Raw genomic sequence first — 20,928 nt, 5'->3', positions numbered from 1 at the left:
AAGGAGGTGATGAGGTGGATATTTACATTAACGATGATTTATCTTTACGTACAATTACCCTAGAGGATGCAGACGCAGTTTTTGCATTAACTAATGCTTCAAGATCGTATTTAAAGGAATGGCTTCCATGGTTAGACTATACAAAGGAAGTAGCAGATACAATAGCCTATATTGAAGGCTGTATTAAGGGGTTTGAAGCTAATAATAGCCTTTCTCTTGTCATTCTCTTTAAAAATGAAATTGTCGGCATCGCTGGCTTTAATACTATTCATCCAACTAATAAAATCGGCACGATTGGCTACTGGCTTAGTGAAGGTGCACAGGGGCATGGCATTATGACCAAAACTGTAAAAGCTCTATTACAATATGCCTTTGAAACATTACACCTTCACAAAGTAGAAATTCGAGTGGCTGTTGGCAATGAAAAAAGCAGCGCTATCCCAGAACGCCTCGGCTTCATAAAAGAGGGCACCCTGCGAGCAGCAGAATGGCTGTATGATCATTATGTAGATCATGTTGTATATGGCATGCTTCTAAGTGAGTGGCAGCAACAAAAATAACAAAGCGACCTGATGCATGAATCATCAGGTCGCATTTACTTATGGTTGTTCTACTGTTTCTTTCTTTTCCTCAGCTTCAACCGCTGTTTGTTTTTTTTCAAGCCCTAGAGCAATTTGCTCTAATTCCGGACGCAATGTATGCTTACCAGCATAGCTTTCAATCAGTTCCTTCACATCAATACCAGAAGTTTCTTTTAACGTTTCTTGTAGCGTAGACATTAAATTAGTAGCATAAGACGTTACTTTATTGGCGCCACTACCTTCTCCACCACCAGTATCAACGACTGTAATCTTATCGATATTACCAAGCGGGCTCGCTAGCTCTTTTGCATATTCTGGCATCATGCGCACAACCATATCCAGTACAGCTGCTTGACCATAATATTCAAAGGCTTCGGCAATTTTACGTTTAGCCTCAGCTTCCGCAAGACCACGAAGACGAATAATATCTGCCTCTGTCTCCCCTTGTGCTCGTTCTGCATCAGCTTTGGCAAGACCATCTAATCTGATTTTTTCCGCTTCCGCTTTTGCTAAAGATTCAATACGGTATTTTTCTGCATCTGCTTGTGCAAGCTCTCGCATTTTTTCGGCAGCGGCATTTTGTTCCACCGCATAACGATCAGCGTCAGCCTTTTTCTTCACCTCAGAATCGTATTGCTTCTCACGACGTAAAATCTCTTTTTCCTCTAATTCAATTTGCTTTTGACGCTCAATAATGCGAATTTGCATTTCTTGCTCTGTCACTTCCTGTTTAGCACGAGCTGTTTCGAGCTCATAGGCTTGGTCAGCACGTGCTTTGGCAATATCTTGCTCACGGCGGAATTCAGCAACCTTTAATTGATTTTCTTTTTCCGCTTCTGCAATTTCTGTCGCACGCTCTAGCTCTGCCTTTTGCGCTTCCTTCGATGCTTCTGCACGTTTAATACGTGTTTCTTTTTCCGCATCCGCTGTCGCAATATCAGCATCTCGTTTTACCTGTGCAATTCTCGGTTTACCAAGTGAATCTAAATAGCCATTTTTATCACGTACATCCTTGATCGTAAAGGAAACAATGATAAGACCCATTTTAGCTAAATCCTGAGAAGCTACACGTTGAACCTCCTGTGAGAATTTATCACGGTTTTTATAAATTTCCTCAACCGTCATGGAGCCTAAAATTGAACGTAAATGACCTTCTAACACTTCACGTGCTTCCCCTTCACGCTCTGCCTTTTGCTTTCCTAAAAACTGCTCTGCTGCAGTCGCAACTTCTGAAATAGAACCACCAATTTTAATAATGGCTGTACCATCAGCCATGACAGGAACACCTTGCTCCGTATACACTTCAGGCGTTGTTACTTCTAGTTTGCTAGATAGTAAACTTAATGGCTTTGCTTGTTGGAAAATAGGGAATACGAATGTACCACCACCGCGAATAATTTTTATGCGATTGCCCGACTCATCTTTATGTACATTTTTAGAGCCGAGATAGCTACCCGTCACAATCAGTGCTTCATCCGGACCTGCTGTTTTATATTTTGTTACATATAAACCTACTAGTGCAATTAATACAAATGCTACAATTCCTAAAACAATTAGAATATCGATTGACATAGACATATCTCCCCTTTAGACAAATTTTTTCTCATATGCTCTAACAAAAAGTGTACCTTCCTTCACGTCCACGATAAGGACAGTTTCATCATAGTCAATGGCTTCATTATCGTAACCTGTTGCCCGTTTCGAAATCATACCACTTGTTGTTTCGATAACAACTTCTCCAAACCCATCTACAGGAATTGGTACAATGACTTTGCCCAATTGCCCCCCTAGTGATTCTTCCGTATAAGCTAATGAAACATCCGCTGACCGTAGTGGAAAGAGAATAAATAAATAAAATAAAGTACTTAAAATAGCGCCGATGATACATGCAGCAATAATGTTCCAAACGCTAGAGAACCAGGCTAGCTTTTCTAAAATAAATCCTGCTGCAGACATCAACGTAATGAAAGAAAGAATGACACTCGGATTAAAAATGGGCAGTCCTTCCCCAATACCTTCGACTGCATCACCAAAAAACATAACTAGTATTGTGGCAAGACCAGCAAAAATCAAAACCACCAAAAAGATTTGCTCGAGTGAATAGCCAAATAGCGTCAAGTTGCTCACCCCTTTTCATCATATTACCTACTATACGGATGCCACCCAGGAAAAGTTTCAAAAATTTTCAAACTTTTAATACTTTCCTATTTTTACATGTTTATAGTGAATGAGTGCCGTAATCATAAAAGTTTAGATTGAGGAGTGTACCAAGGGAGCTTCTATTCACGATAAAGAGGTGTAAGGTTCATTTAGCTTATAGCATTATTTTGCCCTTGCACCGCAGACTCAAAAAATTATTGAGGCTTATCTTTTCATATTTTTACTCAATTTATAATTTTCCCGCTAATATAACATAAATTCATTCCCATCTAATAGAACCATGTTACAATAGAAAGGATTATGGCAACTAAGGAGATATAGCATGAAGCTCTCGACGATCTTAAATTTCTTTATTCTAGTATTTTTCACATTATTATTTGTAAATGATTTCTTCCCTGACACAACGATTGCATCTATCTTGACTAAAAAGATAATTCTTCTCATATTGGTCGTGCTAGTGATCATACAGCTAGCCTTAGATAAAGGTCAATATAAAAAGATGTCTAAGAAGGCCTATGTTGGTTTGACTCTATATACAGTTGGATTATGGATTGTATTAACATTACTTGGTGGTCAGTCACAAATTGGTTTATCATTTACTAGCCCACTGTTTTATATCATTATTGTATTGCTTGGGCTGGATTTATTACGTATTTCGCGCCAATCTAAACGCGATCAGCCTGAGAAAAAATAAAGAGTGCGCTCATTATTATCTATAACATAAAAAGCATGTTACCGACTGAAATTCCAATCGGTAGACATGCTTTTTTAAGATTCTAGTACATTTAAAATCTCATCCAATTCATGAACGGCTAAATCTAGGCGTTCCTTTGCCTCGATATTTTGTTGTTTTAAATGATTAAACTCTAATAAATTGTTTTCATGTTTTAATTTGATAGAAGATAAGCGTTCAATTCGGGTTTCTACCTTTTCTATTGCTTGCTCACAGACTGTTGTCCAGAGCTTTTCTGAATGTTGCATTTCCGTTGTTGATGGGTTGTGCTGACGCATAATGCGTGTGTAAATAACTTCTATTTGTTCGATTAATTCTGAATAAAAATGGCGCTCAACACGAGTAGTTTGGAATGTTGGATGCTCTACCTCTTTTGCATATGGTGTAATTTGACGTAGAAGCTTTCCAGCATTTTCTCCGAAGGCATGCGATAAATTTAAAACATTCATTAGTTGCAGCAATAAACGGATTTCTTCTAGATTAATCAGCTGTGAATCGATGCTTTCCTTTAATTTTAAGGATTCCATATAGCGGCGATCAAAATGCTCTATTTCGCCGTTGCGTTGCTCTACTAAATGTTCACTTGCATTGTCTTTTAAGCTTTTAATATAACGAATTGCATGGTTTTTTAGCTCTTCTGGTGACAGCAAGTTGTCATTATCTTGTTGTGGTTTTTCTCGTTGAACATAAGCAAATGCATCCATTTTTTTGGGCCATTTTGCTGCTGAATTTTCTTTTGAGACATTATAGCGTATATAAATTCCGTGCATTCCATATCCTCCAAGTCCATAAACAAGTATCTCTAAAGACAATAAATCGAATACGGTATTTTTTCAAGTAAAAAACTTATAATCAATGAAAATTCCTCTTTTATAAGAATAAATCAAAAATCCTGAATAGTCGATACTATTCAGGATTTTTACTAGCTGGCATTTTTAAAAAATTTTATCCTTTGACCAGTTTTGTACGTGCACGATTTGAAATATACTCCACTAGTAAAATAAGGACAACAAGTCCTAATAAGATGGCGCCTACCTCTGACCATTTGTACGAATTCATAGCGAAAATAAGTGGTGCACCGATGCCTCCTGCACCCACTAAACCGAGTATGGTTGCATCTCGCAAATTCATATCAAAGCGATAAATGACAATAGATGTAAATAACGCCGTCAGCTGTGGCCATATACCAAAACGAATTTTTTCCATTAACGTACAACCAATTGCCTCCATCGACTCTAGTATACTTTTATCTAAGTCCTCAATAACATCCACATATAGCTTTGACAGCATTCCGATAGACGTTAATGACATAGTCAGTACACCTGCAAATGGTCCAGGGCCTGTTACACGAATGAACATTAGTCCATAGACGATGGCCGGTATGGTTCTAATAATAATTAATAGAAAGCGAACAATAAATGCAATAGGCTTAGGCACAATAGTTGAAGCGGATAAAAAGGCTAAAGGGATCGCTAGCAATGCCCCTACAATTGTACCTAGAAACGCTATGGCCATTGTTTCGATTAATAAATAGGGTATACCCTCAGTTGTCACATTCATTATTAATGACCAATCAGGATTCAACAAGCCTACGAAGATATTTTTAGCAATTTTCGTACCACTTGCCGAAACATTCTCGAAATGAATGGCTGTTACAGACCAAATAAATAATAAACTAAGTATGATCATTGTCATGATGTATGACATGCGTCGATTTGGTTGTAGTTGTAATTGCTTGTCGATAGCATTCATTACATCACCTCTACATTAATTTTTTGCGGAAATACTCGCTAGTTGTTTCAATTAGAAAAACCGTACAAACCAGCATGAGAAGGATCATCCCCACATTCTCATAGCTTCGCCACCCCAAACTTTCATTCAGAAGTAACCCAATTCCTCCTGCACCTACATACCCTAAAATCGACGCATAACGAACATTTCCCTCAAAGCAAAATAACGAGGTGGAGAGATAATTGGGTAAAATTTGCGGCATAATCGCATAGCGAAATGCTTGAATTGTTGTAAGGCCCATTGAATGCATTGCCTCATATGCCCCCATATTGGCATTTTCTAATTGTTCGTATAATAGTTTCCCTACATACGCTATAGTAAATAAAAAAATCGCCACTGTACCAGCCATCGTTCCGAGGCCAAAAATAAACGTCGCTATTAAGGCAACAATCAAAGTCGGCAACGTCCGTAGTAGACTTAACATAAATTTAGCTACCATGGCGATTCCTTTATTATTCGTAATATTAGTTGCAGCAAGCATGGCAACAGGTAACGCAACTACAGCACCAGCTACAGAGCCAAATAAGGACATTTTAATCGTATCAAATAGCGGTTGCCATAGCTTTGATAAGTAGTCCCAATTAGGTGGAATCATCTGCTGTAGGATGACAAAAAACTCTTGAATTCGATTGACAAGCACCTCTATGCTAAAGCCAGTAATACGAATTGAAAGAAAAAGTAGTACAAGTATTAATAGCCACAAAACAGGCAGGAAGGAGCGTTTCTCCAACACTACTTTTCCGTTAGGCAAAACTATTTTTTTCGGTGATAGCATCTTCCATGGCATGTTCCGTTTCGCCTCTCCCTTGGTTCGTAGTGTTATAAATGAAGGCAAGCGTTTCCTCCGTTATTTCACTTGCCTGTCCATCAAATACAATTTCACCGCTCCGCACACCAATAACGCGTGTTGCATAGGCTAATGCCAAGTCAACATGGTGAATATTAATAATAATAGTCATGTGTAACTCTTGATTAATTCGTTTAAAATCGTCCATAACTTGTTTAGCTGTTACAGGGTCAAGTGATGCTACTGGCTCGTCCGCCAAAATAATTTGTGGATTTTGTGCAAGTGTTCGAGCTAATGCTACACGCTGTTGTTGCCCCCCAGATAATTGATCGACACGCACATAAGCCTTATCCAAAATACCGACTTGATCGAGTGCCATTAATGCTTGTCTCTTTTCTTCTTGCGTAAATATGCCAAAAATTTTTCGCCAAGCTGGCATATTCGGTACAAAGGATACGAGCACATTTTTCAAGACCGACACACGTGTCACAAGATTAAAAGATTGAAAAATCATGCCAATTTTTCTGCGTAAATGACGTATGCCCTTACCTTTCAATTGCTGCACATTGACTTCATTGACACGCAATGTACCTTCAGTAATGTCGTGCATTTTATTAATACAGCGTAATAATGTTGATTTTCCAGCACCCGACAAACCGATGATGGCCACGAATTCGCCCTGCTCAATTTGTAGATTAATGTGATTTAAGGCAAGATAGCCATTCGGATAACGTTTTTCTACCTCTTTAAACTCAATCATTGAACCGCTCCCTATCTAGAAAAGATAAAAGAAGAATCTGCTTTCTGCGAGTAAACCGCAGGCCACGCAGATTCTTCATTCCCTTATTTCGAACCGAGGTTTTGCACTAATTCCTGTGCCTTACGCTCGTTGTCATAGTCACTGTCTTTTGCCTCCTGATAGCCTTCATGACTATAGATAGCAATTACTTCCTTACCTTTATCTGTGTTACCAATATTAATGAAGGCTTGCTGAACTGCCTTCTTCAAGTCGTCAGTCATGACCTTGGAATTTTTACTTACACTAATTGTGTCGTTATAAATGGCAGGCATTACCCCGATTAAGTCCGTCTCATCCCAAATGGAAGCAGTGCGTCCGAAATCCCCTTGCCAGCTTTCCTCATAATCACGACGTGCATCTGCATAAGTGACCAAGACATCTGTTTGTCCAGCAGCTAAACGTCCAAAAGCATTACCATAAGAATCAGCTTGAACAACTTTTGCTAAATCAGGAATAGTTTTATCAAAATTCTCATGTAACCATAATGTAGGGTAAATATAGCCTGCTGGTGAAGAAGAAGACATAACATTCCAAGTTACATTATTTAAATCTTCAAACGTTAATTTTTCACCATTATTCACTTTCGCTGCTAATGCTTTGCCTTTTTCTGATGGACCTGCCACTAAAATGGCCCTATATGATGTAGCCTGTGTTGTTGTTGGTGCTGTTGGTTTATTGTTATTCCACTCCACTGGGTTATCAGAATCATTATTTAATCCAGCACGTGTAGCAGTTAAAATCACTTCTGCGCCATCGTCATATAACACATAAGTCCCTCCAGGAATTAAGCCAATATCTGTAGTTCCTGCGGACAAGGCTTCCCCTACTGCTTCAAAATTAGTTCCAACGGTAATATCAATTGTACCTACATCAAAACCTAATTTCTTAAGCTCGTCCTTTAATAAACCTTTTAAAGGTTCCGTTGCCGTAATAATTTCATCTGGATTACGAGAAGGTACAAAGCCAATCGATAATTTGTCTATAGACTCATTGCCACTTGCCTCTGCAGCCACATCTGTCGTTTTATTATCTTTTGATGTGTCCGAAGCTTCATTTCCACATGCCATTAGGAACACAGCAAGCATGCATGTTAACGTGAAAAATAGTAGTTTCTTCAAAATGTTATCCTCCCTTTTTGAAATGCTTTTTCAGTATATACAGTAAATATTTTCCTAGTGTTAATAGCGCGTAAATTAATGTTTCTACTTGGTAAAATAATATTTTGATATTGTAAATAAGCTAACTTCATACGAAATTACTTTATATACTATGGGTATACTAATGATCGGAGGATCTATTATGTCTATCAAAACCATTCAAATACTTGCAACTAGTGATATTCATGGCTATATCATGCCCACAACCTTTCGAAATGATCGAAATAAAGCACTCGGGTTAGCCAAGCTCGCAACAATTATTGAAGAAAACAGGCTTGAAATGCCAACCACCTTAATTGATAATGGTGATTTTATTCAGGGCAGTCCCATGACCTTTTATCATCAAAAATCTCAAATGCAGGAACAGAACCCTTTGATTCAGGTGGCCAATGAGCTTCAATATGATGCCATTGTATTCGGTAATCACGAATTTAATTATGGACTTCAGACGCTACAATCAGTGATTCACCAATCCAATTTCCCTTGGCTAGGAGCCAATATCGTGACCAAGGATGGGAGGCCATTTACAAAGCCGTTTATTATCAAAGAAATAGATGGTATTAAAATAGCCATTTTAGGTGTGACAACACATTTTGTCACCAAGTGGGAGGAACCTCTTCACATCGAGGGGCTTCATTTTGAAGATGCCTTTTCAAGTGCTAGCTACTGGGCAAAATGGATTCGTGCTAATGAACAAATTGACATTCTAGTTTTATGTTATCACGGTGGATTCGAGAGAGATCTCGAATCAGGAGAACTACTTGAAGCTGAGGATGGGGAAAATCAAGGATACCGCATGTGTGCTGAAATAGAAGAAGTAGACATTATTATTTCCGGCCACCAGCATCGTGAAATTAGCACAACCATTATGGGAAAATCAGTCGTTCAACCTGGTACGAAGGGCGTTTGTATCGCTAAAATAGAGCTAGAAATTGACATGGATCATCAGCATAAAATTCAATCGATTTCTCATACCCCATCGCTTATTTATAGTTCAGAGCATACGCAACCTCATGCAGCTGTTTGTCAGATCATCTCACCTATCTTTGAAAAAACCGAAGCATGGTTAGATGAAACAATTGGCATGATCCAACGTGATTTACAAATTGAAGATCCATTTCTTGCACGCATTCAGGAACATCCCTATATTGAATTTATCAACCGCATTCAAATGGCTGTGTCGGGGGCTTCTATTTCATGTACAGCTCTTTTTCATGATGAACCAGGTGGCTTAAAGCAAGCCGTTACGATGCGTGACATTGTGACAAACTATATTTACGCTAATACATTAAAAGTACTTCGACTCACAGGACAGGACATTTTACTTGCCCTTGAACAATCAGCTAGCTATTTTACGGTAAAAGCAGGTCAATTGCATGTTGCAGATTCCTTCCTTTCCCCGAAAGCGCAACCTTATAATTATGATATGTGGGAAGGTATTGAGTATATCTTGGATATTTCAAAGCCTATTGGTGAACGTGTTACCAAACTGATGTATCATGGCGTAGCTATTAATAGGGAGGAAGAATTCGATGTCGTAATGAGTAGCTATCGTGCGACTGGTGCAGGAAATTTTGACTTTTTAAGAAATCGGCCTGTTGTGAAAGAGATTCAGATTGATATGACCGAGCTAATTGCCGATTATTTGTTAAAACAGCCCATGGTTCAAGCGACATGTAATCATAATTGGCAAGTACAATACTAAAAAACCCGCCAAATTCTAAACATTACAGAATTTGGCGGGTTTTGATTTAAACTAGATTAAGAATTTTGTCGTATATCTTGAATACTTTTTCCTTCTGTAAATGCATGAATAGATGCAATGGATCCAACAGATTTAAAATTTGCCCTATCATAGACTTTAGCAACTTGATCGTTAATTGGCCATATCCAAAGCTTCTCAAGCTTCTGATTCACTGACTGTTGTTGGATATGCTGCAACATATAGCCGATTAAACCACGACCTCGATAGCTTTCAATTGTTGCTACACTCTCAATCCTTCCTTGATTTCCTGACACAAATATACTAGCAGAACAGCATGGCACCCCATCTAGCTTTAATAAATAGTACGTAAAGCTTGGCGAATAATAAGCTTGCTCAAAGGCCATTTTTATTAATTCAGGATCTCCAAAAGCCGAAATGCTCATTTCCACTGCCAAGGCATCGTTCATATTTGCATCTGTTACCCGTTCAATCTGGATTGCTGGATGTGGTGAGCGTTGACTAAACTCACCATTCCAGCACTGAATTTCATTAACAAACTGCTCATATTGAAAGCCATGCATCTCTAATGCCTCCATACATGCTTGATTATCCTCAAGATTATATAAATACAGCCTTGGGATAAGCGACTTAGATTGATAGAACGTTTTTATATCTTCTAAAAACTGAGCAGGTTTTTCAATCTTTCGCCAAACATGTGCATGATTCGCATCATAATAGGTTGGAATTGCCTTATTGTAGAATAAAACTCCTTCTTTACATGCCTCCATTTCACTAAAACTCTTTACATATTCTATATCAAGCTGCATAATACGTTCTAAATTAAGCATGTTCCGTTCCCTCTTCCATCCATTTTTCATATAATTCCTCTATGTGCTGTTCGAGCTTTTGCCGTTGCTCTTTAGCAAGTGAAGGTTCCTCTAGTTTTGCCTCTAGTTTTTCAATTTGTTGTTCAATCGATTGCTCTTTTTTGACAGGTTGTATTTTAGGAGGCGCCGGTTCATTTTCAACTACTATTTTCTTCGAGAATTCCTCAAGTTTTTGTCTAGCCCACTCATAATCTCCTTCAAAAACATGAATAGTTTGTTCCTTTAGCCATGCTGTTTTGCTAAATATTTTTTGTAAGAAATAGCGGTCATGGGATACACCAATAATGGTTCCCTCAAAGGATTCTAGCGTATCCTCCAATACCTCTCTTGCTTCAATATCTAAATGGTTCGTTGGTTCATCCAAAATGAGCACATTAATATCCTCATGCATTAATTGAGCTAATCGAAGGCGCATTTTTTCTCCACCGCTTAAATTCTTCACTTTTTTAAAGACATCATAGCCATAGAACAAAAATCGTGCGAGAATATGGCGTGCTTCGGCCTCAGACACCGCTACATTTTCACGAAACGCATCAATCAATCGGATAGCTGGATTTTTATGTTCCAATTGCTGAGATAGATAGCCAATTTTCACATTACTACCTACATGGCAAACACCGCGATTAGGAACGATTTCCCCTAACATCATTTTTAATAATGTTGATTTACCACTACCGTTGTTCCCAACTATCGCTAGTCTTTCTCCAAAGTAGACAGCTAGGTTACTGTCTATCAATAAAGGCTTATCATAACCGTGGTAAATGTTTTGTAATTGCACTACCTCTTTGCCGCTGCGTTCAGCCATCGTTAAAGCCAGATTCATTTTCTTTTTTGATATAGGCTTCTTCACCCGTTCGATACGTGCTAAAGCTTTTTCCATACTTTTTGCACGTCTATGCATAGAAGCGTTTGGTGGATTTGCTTCATTAGCCCATTGTTTTAATCGTTTAATCGTTTCTTGCATTTTCTTAATTTTCTTCTGCTGCTCTTCATAATCAGCAAATTGCTGTTCAATCTTTGCCTCTTTTTGTGCTATAAATGCATCGTAATTACCTGTGTACGTAAAGGCCTCTCCATCTTCAATTTCAATGACTTTATGCGCAATCTGATTCATAAAATGGCGGTCATGAGATACGACAATGATAATTCCCTCAAAGCTGCGTACATATTTTTCAAGCCATTCGATTGCCTGCATATCAAGATGGTTCGTTGGTTCATCTAACAATAAAATAGCTGGCTGGCTCAATAAAATTTGCCCGAGCATTACTTTCGTCTTCTCTCCACCACTTAAACTACTAAATGGCTGTGCCAACATTTCCATAATGCCTAGCCCATTTGCAATCATCGCTAATTGGGCTTCCACCTCATAGCCCCCCTGTAGCATAAATTGCTCCTGCACTTGCCCATATTGCCATAAAGTTTTATCCGTTACGTTTGACTGCATCTCTTGCTCAAGTATCGTCATTCTAGCCTTTAATGCATAAATATCAGCAAACGCCTCTTCTAACACTTCCTTTACTGAATGACCTGGATAATGTGGTATTTGATGTAAATAGCCAATCGTAGCATCTTTACTTTTTATGATACGTCCCCGATCGGGTATATCTACACCCGAAAGAAGCTGCAATAAAGTTGTTTTACCACTACCATTTACGCCAACTATAGCAACATGCTCCCCACTATTTACCTCCAGTTGTAAATTCTCAAATAATATATTGCCACCCATAATTTTTTGAATTTGCTCAGCTTTCATTTGCATCGTTTTTTCCTCCAATGAAACGCGCGAAAACATCTCGACAACACAAAAAAGACTGCTCATTAACAAGCAGTCTTTTTCTCATTAAAATGTGTGAAAAAGAATGGTTAATTCGCTACGTTAGTTATTTGATTTTGCTTAAAAATGGACAGACCTATCCCGTTGTTCGCAAAATCAAAAGTAATGACACGTGCAAAATACATAGCTGTATCCACTTTTACACATGTGTCCGTAGCGTTTTTATTCATTCTTTTTCACCTCCGTTCATTATAGTTAAACATATAATACCATTTTTCAGATTATTTGAAAAGGGGATAAATGAACAATTATTTTATAAATATACAAACCGGCACACTAGTTATATACTAATAAAAAATAGAAATTTTTTCCCAAATTATATCAATATTTAGGTGATTGGTAATAGGGTTTTTTACGGAGAATGTGGAGGGACATTTCATGAAAAAGCTAAGTATGCAAAAGAAAATGAGCTTATTAATTGTGGTTATTATTGGATTTGTACTCATTGCTATAGGTATTATGAACACAACCGAAATGAGAAAAACATTACAAGAAGAGTACAATACAAGGCTTCATCAAATTTTAGATTTAAGTATACTTAACCTCAACCAAACATTACCTGGTGAATGGCAATTAAAAAATGGCGAGCTTTACAAAGGCAATGTAAACGTAGCCAATGAAACAGCACTTATTGATACTTTAGGAGAATTATCACAGGCTGCCATTACAATTTTCGCTGGAGAAACACGAATTAATACAAATATTGTCGTAGATGGACAACGTGCTATTGGAACAACAGTCGACCCAAAAGTAGCTGACACTGTTTTACAGCAAGGGAAAACGTACACTGGTACTGCCGAAGTGCTAGGCAACCCCTATTTTACAAAATACGAGCCCATTAAAAATAAAAACGGCGAAACGATTGGCATGTTCTTTGCTGGGGTACCTTCCGCTGATATTGATGTAGTCGCACAAAGGATGTTATTAAAGACTGGGATTATCGCTGTCATCTCAGCCCTTATTGCAGTCATTGCAGGTATGTTCTTTATTCGTGGCATTGTCAGACCTTTAAAGCAATTAAACATTCAGCTAGAAACGATCTCTGCTGGGAAAGGTGATTTAACGCAACAGCTACTAGTGCATTCAAAGGATGAAATCGGCCATGTGGCAGAGTCGTTTAATGCCATGCTGGCAACTTTACGTAGTATGATGCAACAAGTAGATGGAACAGCCAATCAAGTGTCTGCATCCTCACTGGAATTATCTGCAACGGCAGGTTCTACCACAACAACAACGGAGCAATTAACAGCCAATATGCAGGAGCTTGCAAGTGGTGCAAGTACTCAAAAGCATAGTGCTCATGAGAATGCCGAAGCGATGGAAGATATTGCTGGTGGAATTCAACTAGTCACAGAAACTAATAGCGAGGTATCTTCCTATGCTTCGGATGCCTTCGATACGGCCAAGCATGGTGAGGAAGCTGCCCATAATATGCAACTTCAAATGCATGCTATGACCAATGCCGTTCAGGAAAGTGCAGAGGCCATTGCAGCACTTGATACACACGCCATTAAAATAGATGAGATCGTGGAGGTCATTCATGCCATTGCCGATCAAACAAATTTATTAGCCCTCAATGCATCGATAGAAGCAGCTCGTGCGGGCGAACATGGCAAGGGCTTCGCAGTTGTTGCAGAAGAGGTTCGTAAGCTTGCTGAACAATCCAAAACCTCCGCAGCAGAAATTACAGAGACGATTCATACCATGCAACAACTATCTAAGGAAGCACGTGTGTATATGCAGCAAAGTAAACAAGAGGCCACTACAAGCGCTGAAGTGGTCTACACAACAAGCAAGGCTTTTGCAGATATTACTACAAAGGTGTCACTTGTAACAATTAAAATTCAAGAGGTATCAGGCATTGCCGAAGAGCTGTATGCAAGAATTGAACAGGCTAATGCTTCAACACAAATTATGGCAGAAATTGCTATGGATGCTCGCGAACAATCAAAAATCGTCACACAAATTGCTGAAACAAATCTTCTATCAATGGATGATATTAATCAGGCAGCGTCACAACTTACAGCAAATGCCGAAACACTGCAAGATTTGATCCATCAATTTAAATATTAAAATAAGTAGCAAAAAAACATGAGGGATTGTCCCTCATGTTTTCACTTTTTTCACAAACATTTTGACCACAGGCACAAGGAAAATTGAGATCACAAGGATTCGGAAGAGTTGGAAAGCTGTGACAATTGTCACATTGGCATGTACAGAAGCCGCAATAATCCCCATTTGATCAAGTCCCCCAGGTACAATACTTAAAAAGCCTGTCTTAAAGTCGAGACTGTATAGGCTTTTCATCAAAAATGATAAACCATACGCTGCTCCGATATAAATGCCAGCTGATACAAATGCATAAAAAATATGCCTCTTCGATAAATGTAGATCTTCTTTTTTCAACAATAACCCGATATGGATTCCAATCATCAATTGAGCAATATGTAGAAGGGATATGGGTATTCTAGGCACTTCTATCCCCACCATATTAATTCCCATCAATAAAAATACGGGGCCAAGCATATAACCTGTTGGAATTTTAATCTTCTGAGCAAGCCACCCTGCTAAGCCACAAACCATTAGTATACCAACAAGACCCCATGTATATATTCCATCGTTCATAGGGCTGTTTCCACCAACATCTGTCAACATTAGCGGGACAAAGCCGACGATTAAAAGAACACGGAGGATTTGAAAGAACGTAATGACCACCATATCCATATCGCCTTGCTCCTCAGCAAAGGCCATAACCTGTGCCATGCCACCAGGTACACAGCATGTCAATGCCGTTGCAAAATCCAAATCTGTACGTTTGGCTATTAAAAAACTGACACCAAAAAATAATAAAATAAATATCACATTTAAAACGACAATACTCCCTAAGAAATGCTTAATACCTTGTACTGCCTCTGGTGTAAAGGCAAAGCCAATAGAGTAGCCCGCTGCGATTAAGCCAAAATTACGGAAGGAAGAGTGCCATCTCAATTGTACGTTGGTTGACAATTGCACGATAAGTACTGCTGTAATCGCGCCTAGTAACCAAGGCATAGGTATATGTAATAGTTGAAAAACGACAGCACCTATGAGGCCAATGCATAATGTGATTAACATATGCTTACTCAAAACAAACATACTAGCAACCCCTTTTGACTAGATTACTATATTATGAGGTTTCTTAACCTTTTTTTCTATTGAAGCGACTTTTGTATTGTATGCTATCGCTAAAAAAGAACCTTTTATTGACGAAATTGAACCTCTTACCCAACAATTTCCCTTTACTAAAATTTTCTATGCTACATTATTATTACCTGATTCAGCGTTTTCTCCTTTGATGGGGAAAGTAAAGGAGGCCTCCTATGAAAATTCATTTAACTATTCACCATGAACTTGAAGAAACAGAGGTTCATATACATGCGAAAGAATACAACGAACAAATAGAAAGACTCATGCAGCAATTACAAGCTTCTCAAACTACTATGCTAGATGGGTACTTTCAACAAGAAATTCATCTACTAAAAATTTCTGATATTTATTCCATCTATGCAGAGGATGCCAAAATATTTTTACAAACGAATGAACAAGAGTTTGAGTCTAAACGAAAATTATATGAACTAGAGGCACAGCTTTCAAAGGACTTTGTTCGAGTAAGTAAATCTACACTTGTCAATATCCATAAAATCGCCTCTATTCAAATGGGCAAAATCGGTACAACACAATTACTGCTTGAAAATGATGTAACCATTCATGTTAGTCGTAAATATATAAAAGAATTGAAGCGACACTTAGGTATTGGGAGGGATCTATAGCATGAAATATGTAAGCATGATGATTATCGGACTACTCATATCCCTAAGCTCTTCTTATGTCTTAGTGACATTTAGCGTCCTTTCAAATAATGCGATGGTGTCAGGCACAGAATTACTGGAGCAAATTGTTATTGCAGCCATTCTTGGCATTGCCATTGGACTTCTATCTATTATTTTTGAGATTGAATCAATTCCTTTTATGGCGCAGCTACTCTTGCATTTAATTGCTGTGACAATCTGTGTTTTGATTGCTGGCTATTTTGGTGGCTGGTTTACGCATTCTGGTGTGAAATATGTGCTGTTATCTGAAGCCGTTATTTATATCATCGTTTGGTGTATTCTTTATATCCTTCAATTAAATGATATTGAAAAAATAAATCGAGAAATTCGAAAGAGAAAGGAATAATTTAGATGACCTTCGCGATAAAAGTTGAGAATTTATGTAAACAGTATGGTGACCATCATGCGGTTAATGATATTTCATTCACAGTTGAACGAGGTACTCTCTTTGCTTTTTTAGGAGCAAACGGTGCTGGCAAATCGACAACAATTGAAATCCTTTGTACTTTATTAAAAAAATCCAGCGGCAATGTCACTATCAATAACTTTAAGCTAGATGTCAGCAATTATAACGCAGATATCCGTAAATCCATCGGTGTTGTGTTCCAACAAAGTTTATTAGATGATCGTTTAACTGTTCAGGAAAACATTCTACACCGAGGCAGAACTTATGAATTATCAAAAACACAACTTGCTGAAAACTATCAATTTGTTTCCTCCTATTTGCATTTAGAGGATATTGAAAGACAAAAATATGGAACATTATCTGGCGGTCAAAAAAGACGAGCAGACATTGCACGTGCACTTATTCATCGTCCAACTATATTATTTCTAGATGAACCTACAACTGGTTTAGATCCTCAAACACGGCAATTAGTTTGGCAGGCCATCAAGCAGCTTCAACTCGAAACGAATATGACTGTGTTTTTAACGACCCATTATATGGAGGAAGCGGCAGTCGCCCATCAGGTCCTTGTTTTAAAGGCAGGAAAAATTGTCGCACAAGGTACGCCTGATGCGTTGAAAACCAAGTATGCCTACGACTCTATGGCCGTTGTTTTCAATAATCCAATAGACGGTGTTAAATGGCTTGAAGAACACGCCATTTCCTATACCGAGAAACAGGAGATCTATACAATCCGTTTAGAATCTACTCTGCAAGCTCTCTCTCTTTTAAAGAAAGCGGAGCCACTCATTGCCTCCTTTGAAGTGATTAAAGGAACGATGGACGATGTTTTTCTTCATATAATGGCAGAGGAAGGTGTTGCATAGTGGAAGCCTTAATGAGCTTAGTACAACGAAATAGTAAAGTATTTAGGCGAGATAAAACACAAGTGTTCTTCTCTCTACTATCGGTGATTATAGTCATCGTGCTTTACGCCGTATTCCTCCAAAAAATGCAAGTAGATGCAATTGAACGAATAACGGAAGCAACACCTGCAGTGATTACCATGGTGAACGAATGGGTTGTAGCTGGGTTACTTTCGATGATTGCCGTTTCGACAACACTTGGTGCATACGGTATTGCCATAAAGGATCAGGAATCAAAGGCAATGGCCGATTTTTTAACTGCCCCTCTTTCCCGTGCCACAATACAAATGAGCTATGTACTCAATGCATTAATAATTGGCAGTATTTTTTCCTTTATCGCATTAATTGGCTGTGAAATTTTTATAGTAGCAACAGGAGGTAAGCTTTTAAGCCTTGCACATTTTGTTCAAGTACTTGGCATTATCTTATTATCTGTCTTACTCGCAAGTGTCTTGAATCTATTTCTTTCCTTGTTTGTGACGACACAAAATGCCTTCTCAACATTGGGAACTATTGTCGGTACACTACTCGGATTTTTATGCGGTGTCTATGTCCCACTAGGTGCACTACCAAGCTTTGCTCAAAATTTAATTATGTATTTCCCAGTTAGTCATACTACATTACTCTTACGAAACACATTTATGGAAAGCTCCATTGCCAATGTCTTTGAGGGTATACCAGTCTCCTATGTGAATGACTACAAAATTAATTATGGTATTGTCTACGAGCTTCATGGTAATACCCTGAGTGCCTCAACGAGCATCCTCATTATCGTTGGTACAATTCTCGTCCTAGCGATTGCCTCCTTGCTTTTCTTTAAAAGAAAATATAAATAAATAATTGCCAACGTTTTTACACATCGTTTAGAAAACGATGTGTTTTTTATTGCTTTACAATAAACAATTTGTTATTTTAATAATAAATAAGCAAACAAAAATAAAATTCGTTTGTTTTATCTGGAGGATTCCTAATGGATGTAAATGAACTATTTTGGCAAGCGCCTATCGATAATCTAAAAAAGGGTTATATCGACGATGAGACACATTTCACTTGTCTGCTATGTGGGGAAAAAATAGAAAAAGGAATTATTTACCCATACGACGACTTATTGTATGAAGCCGAAAAAATGATGCAACACCATATTACGATTACACACCAGTCTGTTTTTCATTTCTTAAATAGTCTCAATAAAAAAATGACCGGCTTAACTGAGCATCAAAGTCATATTTTACGCTTATTTTATGAAGGTAAATCAGATCAGGAAATAAAAGAGGAATTAGAAATAGGCAGTGCCACGACTATTCGTCATCACCGTTTTGCGTTAAAGGAAAAAGAACGCCAAGCCAAAACGTTGTTAGTAATGATGGAATTACTGAAGGAACAAGATCGAAAGGAGGATACATTTGTGTCTATTCATAAAACAGCTACAATGGTTGACGATCGCTATAACGTCACTCTCTTAGAAGAACAACAACTATTGGCGAAATTATTTCCACACGGTGTTGGTAAGGAGCTAGTTCGTTTTCCTAAGCGTGAAAAACAAAAAATTGTAGTACTTCGTGCCATTACCAGGCTTTTTGACAAAGAAAAAGAATATACAGAAAAAGAATTGAATGAAATCATCAAACCCATGTATGAAGACTACGTTCATATACGCCGCTACTTAATTGAATACGGTTTTCTGGACCGCCAAGCTGACGGTAGTGCTTACTGGGTTAAAAAATAAGAAGGCAGGTAATTAAAATGGATCATAAAAAAGAATTAAAAGAAATGTATAAGGACATGAAAATTGAAGCGGGCGTTTTTACAATGACGAATACACAAACAGATAAAGTATTTGTCGGTAGCTTTAATAATTTGAAACGATTAAATGGCTTTCAATTTATGCTCAAAACGAATACACATACGAATAAGGAGCTTCAGGCGGACTACAATTTATTTGGTCAGGATGCTTTCGAGGTGAAAATTGTAGAGTATTTAAAGAAGAAGGAAGAGGGTTATTTTGATGCCAAAAAAGAGCTTGAAAAGCTAGAGCAAAAATGGCTCGACACGCTAAATCCTTATGGTGAGCGCGGTTATAATTCTTAGTATTTATCCAATAGATAGCTGAGTAAACAAGCAAATGAAAATTTAACTGTCTCCTCAGCTATTTTTTATTCATCCACACGATTCCATCTTAAATTATCAGCATCATCATAGCCATAATAATAGATGGGGCGATCGTTCTTATCATAAGCAACAGCTTCTAATAAATCAATTTGCTGCGCATAAGGTATATAAAACGAAACTAGTTTACTATGTTCAATGGATTTTTTGATAATTCCTTGCTTTGAGTTAATTGTTATATATGAAACATTTTCATCATGAGATAATACAACAAACAAAGTTCCTTCATGATTCAAACGATAGCTCATGCCTCCTATTGTCTCTAAAGAATCATTCGTGGAAGAGATGCTCGTAGCATAAACCCTTTTATATAGAAATGCGTTTTTTTGTACCAAAACAGTTTGATAAATTTCTTTTTTATCACTCTTAAACAAATAAAAAATATCGTGTCCTTCTTGAATCTTTTCAACATTCTTATACTCAGGTGTCATAAAAAAATTTGCTTTTGCAGCGCTTAATGCCGTAAGGCGATAACCTGATAGAAATAATAAAACACTTACAATAAATATAATTAGTAACAAGATTTTTTTCATATTTTCACCCCCCCTATAACAAGCTAAATAACTGTTTTTTTAATTAAATTGGATATGTTTTATAGCTTTATTTCCTTTAATATCATGTATCTCAATACAAAAGGTAAAGAATTTGAAAACATCCTTTACCTTTATCATAAAACAATTTTGTATATTAATTTTAAAGCCAATAAATTTTTACATAACTTGGGTTCTATATTTTACTTTCTTTAAATACATCACTATACATATTCCTGCTGTGCTTTTTTCGTTAATTTACTGAAAACAAGTTCATACGAATGCTTAATAAGATTCTCTACCAAATCCATCGGGACATCTTCAGCATCCATATAAATCGAGTTCCAATGCGTTTTATTCATATAGTAGCCAGGTATAATGTTGGCATAGGCTTCTCGTAATTCCTCTGCTCGCGCAGGCTCACATTTTAACGTTAACACCGGCCTACCTGTTGCATTTCCTCCAATCATGGCATACATCTTCCCACCGATATGATAGCGATCTGCTTGCCATTCTTCCTTATAGTCATACGTTGTTCCTTGCAGCTGAAGACAATTTGCATGAATCGTTTCCTTTTCCATTTTCATTCCCCTTCCAAGATCAACTTGTTACCCCTAA

General features: G+C 37.7%; 23 protein-coding genes. 10 read left to right on the top strand and 13 right to left on the bottom strand.

Annotated features, from left to right (window positions below; all coding sequences use genetic code 11):
* Window positions 1–14 precede the first annotated feature (14 nt).
* Entirely contained in the window at window positions 15–560 is a 546-nt protein-coding gene (locus MKY88_RS07025; RefSeq protein WP_193831353.1) for a GNAT family N-acetyltransferase, read from the top strand.
* 39 nt (window positions 561–599) lie between these two features.
* Here the strand turns inward: MKY88_RS07025 and MKY88_RS07020 are convergent, their stop codons facing one another.
* Window positions 600–2,153, bottom strand: a complete 1,554-nt coding sequence (locus MKY88_RS07020) for a flotillin family protein (protein WP_193831352.1) — start codon at window positions 2,151–2,153, stop codon at window positions 600–602.
* Between the two features lie 15 nt (window positions 2,154–2,168).
* Complete coding sequence (locus tag MKY88_RS07015; RefSeq protein ID WP_340813247.1) at window positions 2,169–2,699, bottom strand: hypothetical protein; 531 nt, start codon at window positions 2,697–2,699, stop codon at window positions 2,169–2,171.
* A gap of 364 nt (window positions 2,700–3,063) precedes the next feature.
* On the opposite strand from MKY88_RS07015, the gene MKY88_RS07010 reads away from it, so the two are divergent.
* Window positions 3,064–3,435, top strand: coding sequence for a hypothetical protein (locus MKY88_RS07010; RefSeq protein WP_008174304.1), 372 nt, complete (start codon window positions 3,064–3,066; stop codon window positions 3,433–3,435).
* Between the two features lie 74 nt (window positions 3,436–3,509).
* On the opposite strand, the gene MKY88_RS07005 is transcribed toward MKY88_RS07010, so the two are convergent.
* The 5 genes from MKY88_RS07005 to MKY88_RS06985 all read right to left on the bottom strand — a co-directional run bounded on the left by MKY88_RS07005 (window position 3,510) and on the right by MKY88_RS06985 (window position 7,969).
* A complete protein-coding gene (locus MKY88_RS07005) occupies window positions 3,510–4,244 on the bottom strand; it encodes a hypothetical protein (protein ID WP_069480645.1) in 735 nt (244 codons plus the stop codon).
* A 175-nt stretch (window positions 4,245–4,419) separates the two neighbouring features.
* Window positions 4,420–5,226, bottom strand: a complete 807-nt coding sequence (gene phnE / locus MKY88_RS07000; RefSeq protein ID WP_340813246.1) for a phosphonate ABC transporter, permease protein PhnE — start codon at window positions 5,224–5,226, stop codon at window positions 4,420–4,422.
* 10 nt (window positions 5,227–5,236) lie between these two features.
* Complete coding sequence (gene phnE / locus MKY88_RS06995) at window positions 5,237–6,052, bottom strand: phosphonate ABC transporter, permease protein PhnE (protein ID WP_340813245.1); 816 nt, start codon at window positions 6,050–6,052, stop codon at window positions 5,237–5,239.
* Window positions 6,009–6,812: a phosphonate ABC transporter ATP-binding protein gene (gene phnC, locus MKY88_RS06990; RefSeq protein WP_340813244.1), complete on the bottom strand. Its 804-nt coding sequence runs from the start codon at window positions 6,810–6,812 to the stop codon at window positions 6,009–6,011. The genes phnE (MKY88_RS06995) and phnC overlap by 44 nt, the downstream gene beginning before the upstream one ends.
* Window positions 6,813–6,895: 83 nt before the next feature.
* Entirely contained in the window at window positions 6,896–7,969 is a 1,074-nt protein-coding gene (locus tag MKY88_RS06985) for a PhnD/SsuA/transferrin family substrate-binding protein (RefSeq protein ID WP_291757987.1), read from the bottom strand.
* Window positions 7,970–8,150: 181 nt separating this feature from the next.
* Here MKY88_RS06985 and MKY88_RS06980 point away from each other — a divergent pair, with 181 nt between their 5' ends.
* A complete protein-coding gene (locus tag MKY88_RS06980) occupies window positions 8,151–9,713 on the top strand; it encodes a bifunctional metallophosphatase/5'-nucleotidase (RefSeq protein ID WP_340813243.1) in 1,563 nt (520 codons plus the stop codon).
* A 56-nt stretch (window positions 9,714–9,769) separates the two neighbouring features.
* On the opposite strand, the gene MKY88_RS06975 is transcribed toward MKY88_RS06980, so the two are convergent.
* From MKY88_RS06975 to MKY88_RS06965, 3 genes are all read right to left on the bottom strand, one after another.
* Window positions 9,770–10,561: a GNAT family N-acetyltransferase gene (locus MKY88_RS06975; RefSeq protein WP_340813242.1), complete on the bottom strand. Its 792-nt coding sequence runs from the start codon at window positions 10,559–10,561 to the stop codon at window positions 9,770–9,772.
* Window positions 10,554–12,359 carry a ribosomal protection-like ABC-F family protein gene (gene abc-f, locus MKY88_RS06970; protein WP_340813241.1) on the bottom strand — a complete coding sequence of 602 codons (1,806 nt, stop codon included), beginning with the start codon at window positions 12,357–12,359 and terminating at the stop codon, window positions 10,554–10,556. The genes MKY88_RS06975 and abc-f overlap by 8 nt, the downstream gene beginning before the upstream one ends.
* A gap of 104 nt (window positions 12,360–12,463) precedes the next feature.
* Window positions 12,464–12,604, bottom strand: coding sequence for an RAxF-45 family protein (locus tag MKY88_RS06965; protein WP_175423000.1), 141 nt, complete (start codon window positions 12,602–12,604; stop codon window positions 12,464–12,466).
* A gap of 208 nt (window positions 12,605–12,812) precedes the next feature.
* Between MKY88_RS06965 and MKY88_RS06960 the strand changes: the two genes are divergently transcribed.
* On the top strand, window positions 12,813–14,507 hold the full coding sequence (locus MKY88_RS06960) for a methyl-accepting chemotaxis protein (protein ID WP_328202488.1): 1,695 nt from the start codon (window positions 12,813–12,815) through the stop codon (window positions 14,505–14,507).
* A gap of 33 nt (window positions 14,508–14,540) precedes the next feature.
* Here the strand turns inward: MKY88_RS06960 and MKY88_RS06955 are convergent, their stop codons facing one another.
* Window positions 14,541–15,569, bottom strand: a complete 1,029-nt coding sequence (locus tag MKY88_RS06955; RefSeq protein ID WP_328202491.1) for an AbrB family transcriptional regulator — start codon at window positions 15,567–15,569, stop codon at window positions 14,541–14,543.
* A 224-nt stretch (window positions 15,570–15,793) separates the two neighbouring features.
* Between MKY88_RS06955 and MKY88_RS06950 the strand changes: the two genes are divergently transcribed.
* The 6 genes from MKY88_RS06950 (at window position 15,794) to MKY88_RS06925 (ending at window position 19,702) form a co-directional block, all read left to right on the top strand.
* Window positions 15,794–16,243, top strand: coding sequence for a LytTR family DNA-binding domain-containing protein (locus tag MKY88_RS06950; RefSeq protein ID WP_069480636.1), 450 nt, complete (start codon window positions 15,794–15,796; stop codon window positions 16,241–16,243).
* A gap of 1 nt (window position 16,244) precedes the next feature.
* Window positions 16,245–16,649, top strand: a complete 405-nt coding sequence (locus tag MKY88_RS06945; protein WP_193831344.1) for a DUF3021 domain-containing protein — start codon at window positions 16,245–16,247, stop codon at window positions 16,647–16,649.
* A 5-nt stretch (window positions 16,650–16,654) separates the two neighbouring features.
* Complete coding sequence (locus MKY88_RS06940; protein ID WP_328202497.1) at window positions 16,655–17,575, top strand: ABC transporter ATP-binding protein; 921 nt, start codon at window positions 16,655–16,657, stop codon at window positions 17,573–17,575.
* Window positions 17,575–18,450 (top strand): ABC transporter permease, encoded by an 876-nt coding sequence (locus MKY88_RS06935; RefSeq protein ID WP_069480633.1) that lies wholly within the window; start codon window positions 17,575–17,577, stop codon window positions 18,448–18,450. Before MKY88_RS06940 ends, MKY88_RS06935 begins: the two co-directional genes overlap by 1 nt.
* Before the next feature lie 134 nt (window positions 18,451–18,584).
* Window positions 18,585–19,340, top strand: a complete 756-nt coding sequence (locus tag MKY88_RS06930; RefSeq protein WP_328202501.1) for a DUF2087 domain-containing protein — start codon at window positions 18,585–18,587, stop codon at window positions 19,338–19,340.
* A 17-nt stretch (window positions 19,341–19,357) separates the two neighbouring features.
* Window positions 19,358–19,702 (top strand): GIY-YIG nuclease family protein, encoded by a 345-nt coding sequence (locus MKY88_RS06925; protein ID WP_069480631.1) that lies wholly within the window; start codon window positions 19,358–19,360, stop codon window positions 19,700–19,702.
* Between the two features lie 65 nt (window positions 19,703–19,767).
* On the opposite strand, the gene MKY88_RS06920 is transcribed toward MKY88_RS06925, so the two are convergent.
* Together MKY88_RS06920 and MKY88_RS06915 are read right to left on the bottom strand one after the other, a co-directional pair.
* Window positions 19,768–20,313, bottom strand: coding sequence for a hypothetical protein (locus MKY88_RS06920; protein ID WP_328202504.1), 546 nt, complete (start codon window positions 20,311–20,313; stop codon window positions 19,768–19,770).
* A gap of 221 nt (window positions 20,314–20,534) precedes the next feature.
* A complete protein-coding gene (locus MKY88_RS06915; RefSeq protein WP_340813239.1) occupies window positions 20,535–20,891 on the bottom strand; it encodes an MmcQ/YjbR family DNA-binding protein in 357 nt (118 codons plus the stop codon).
* Between the last annotated feature and the right edge of the window lie 37 nt (window positions 20,892–20,928).

The sequence above is a fragment of the Lysinibacillus sp. FSL R7-0073 genome (assembly GCF_038009065.1).
Lineage (GTDB): Bacteria > Bacillota > Bacilli > Bacillales_A > Planococcaceae > Lysinibacillus > Lysinibacillus fusiformis.
Note: the sequence above shows the minus strand (reverse complement) of the source record. Positions and strands in the feature narration are given on the sequence as shown.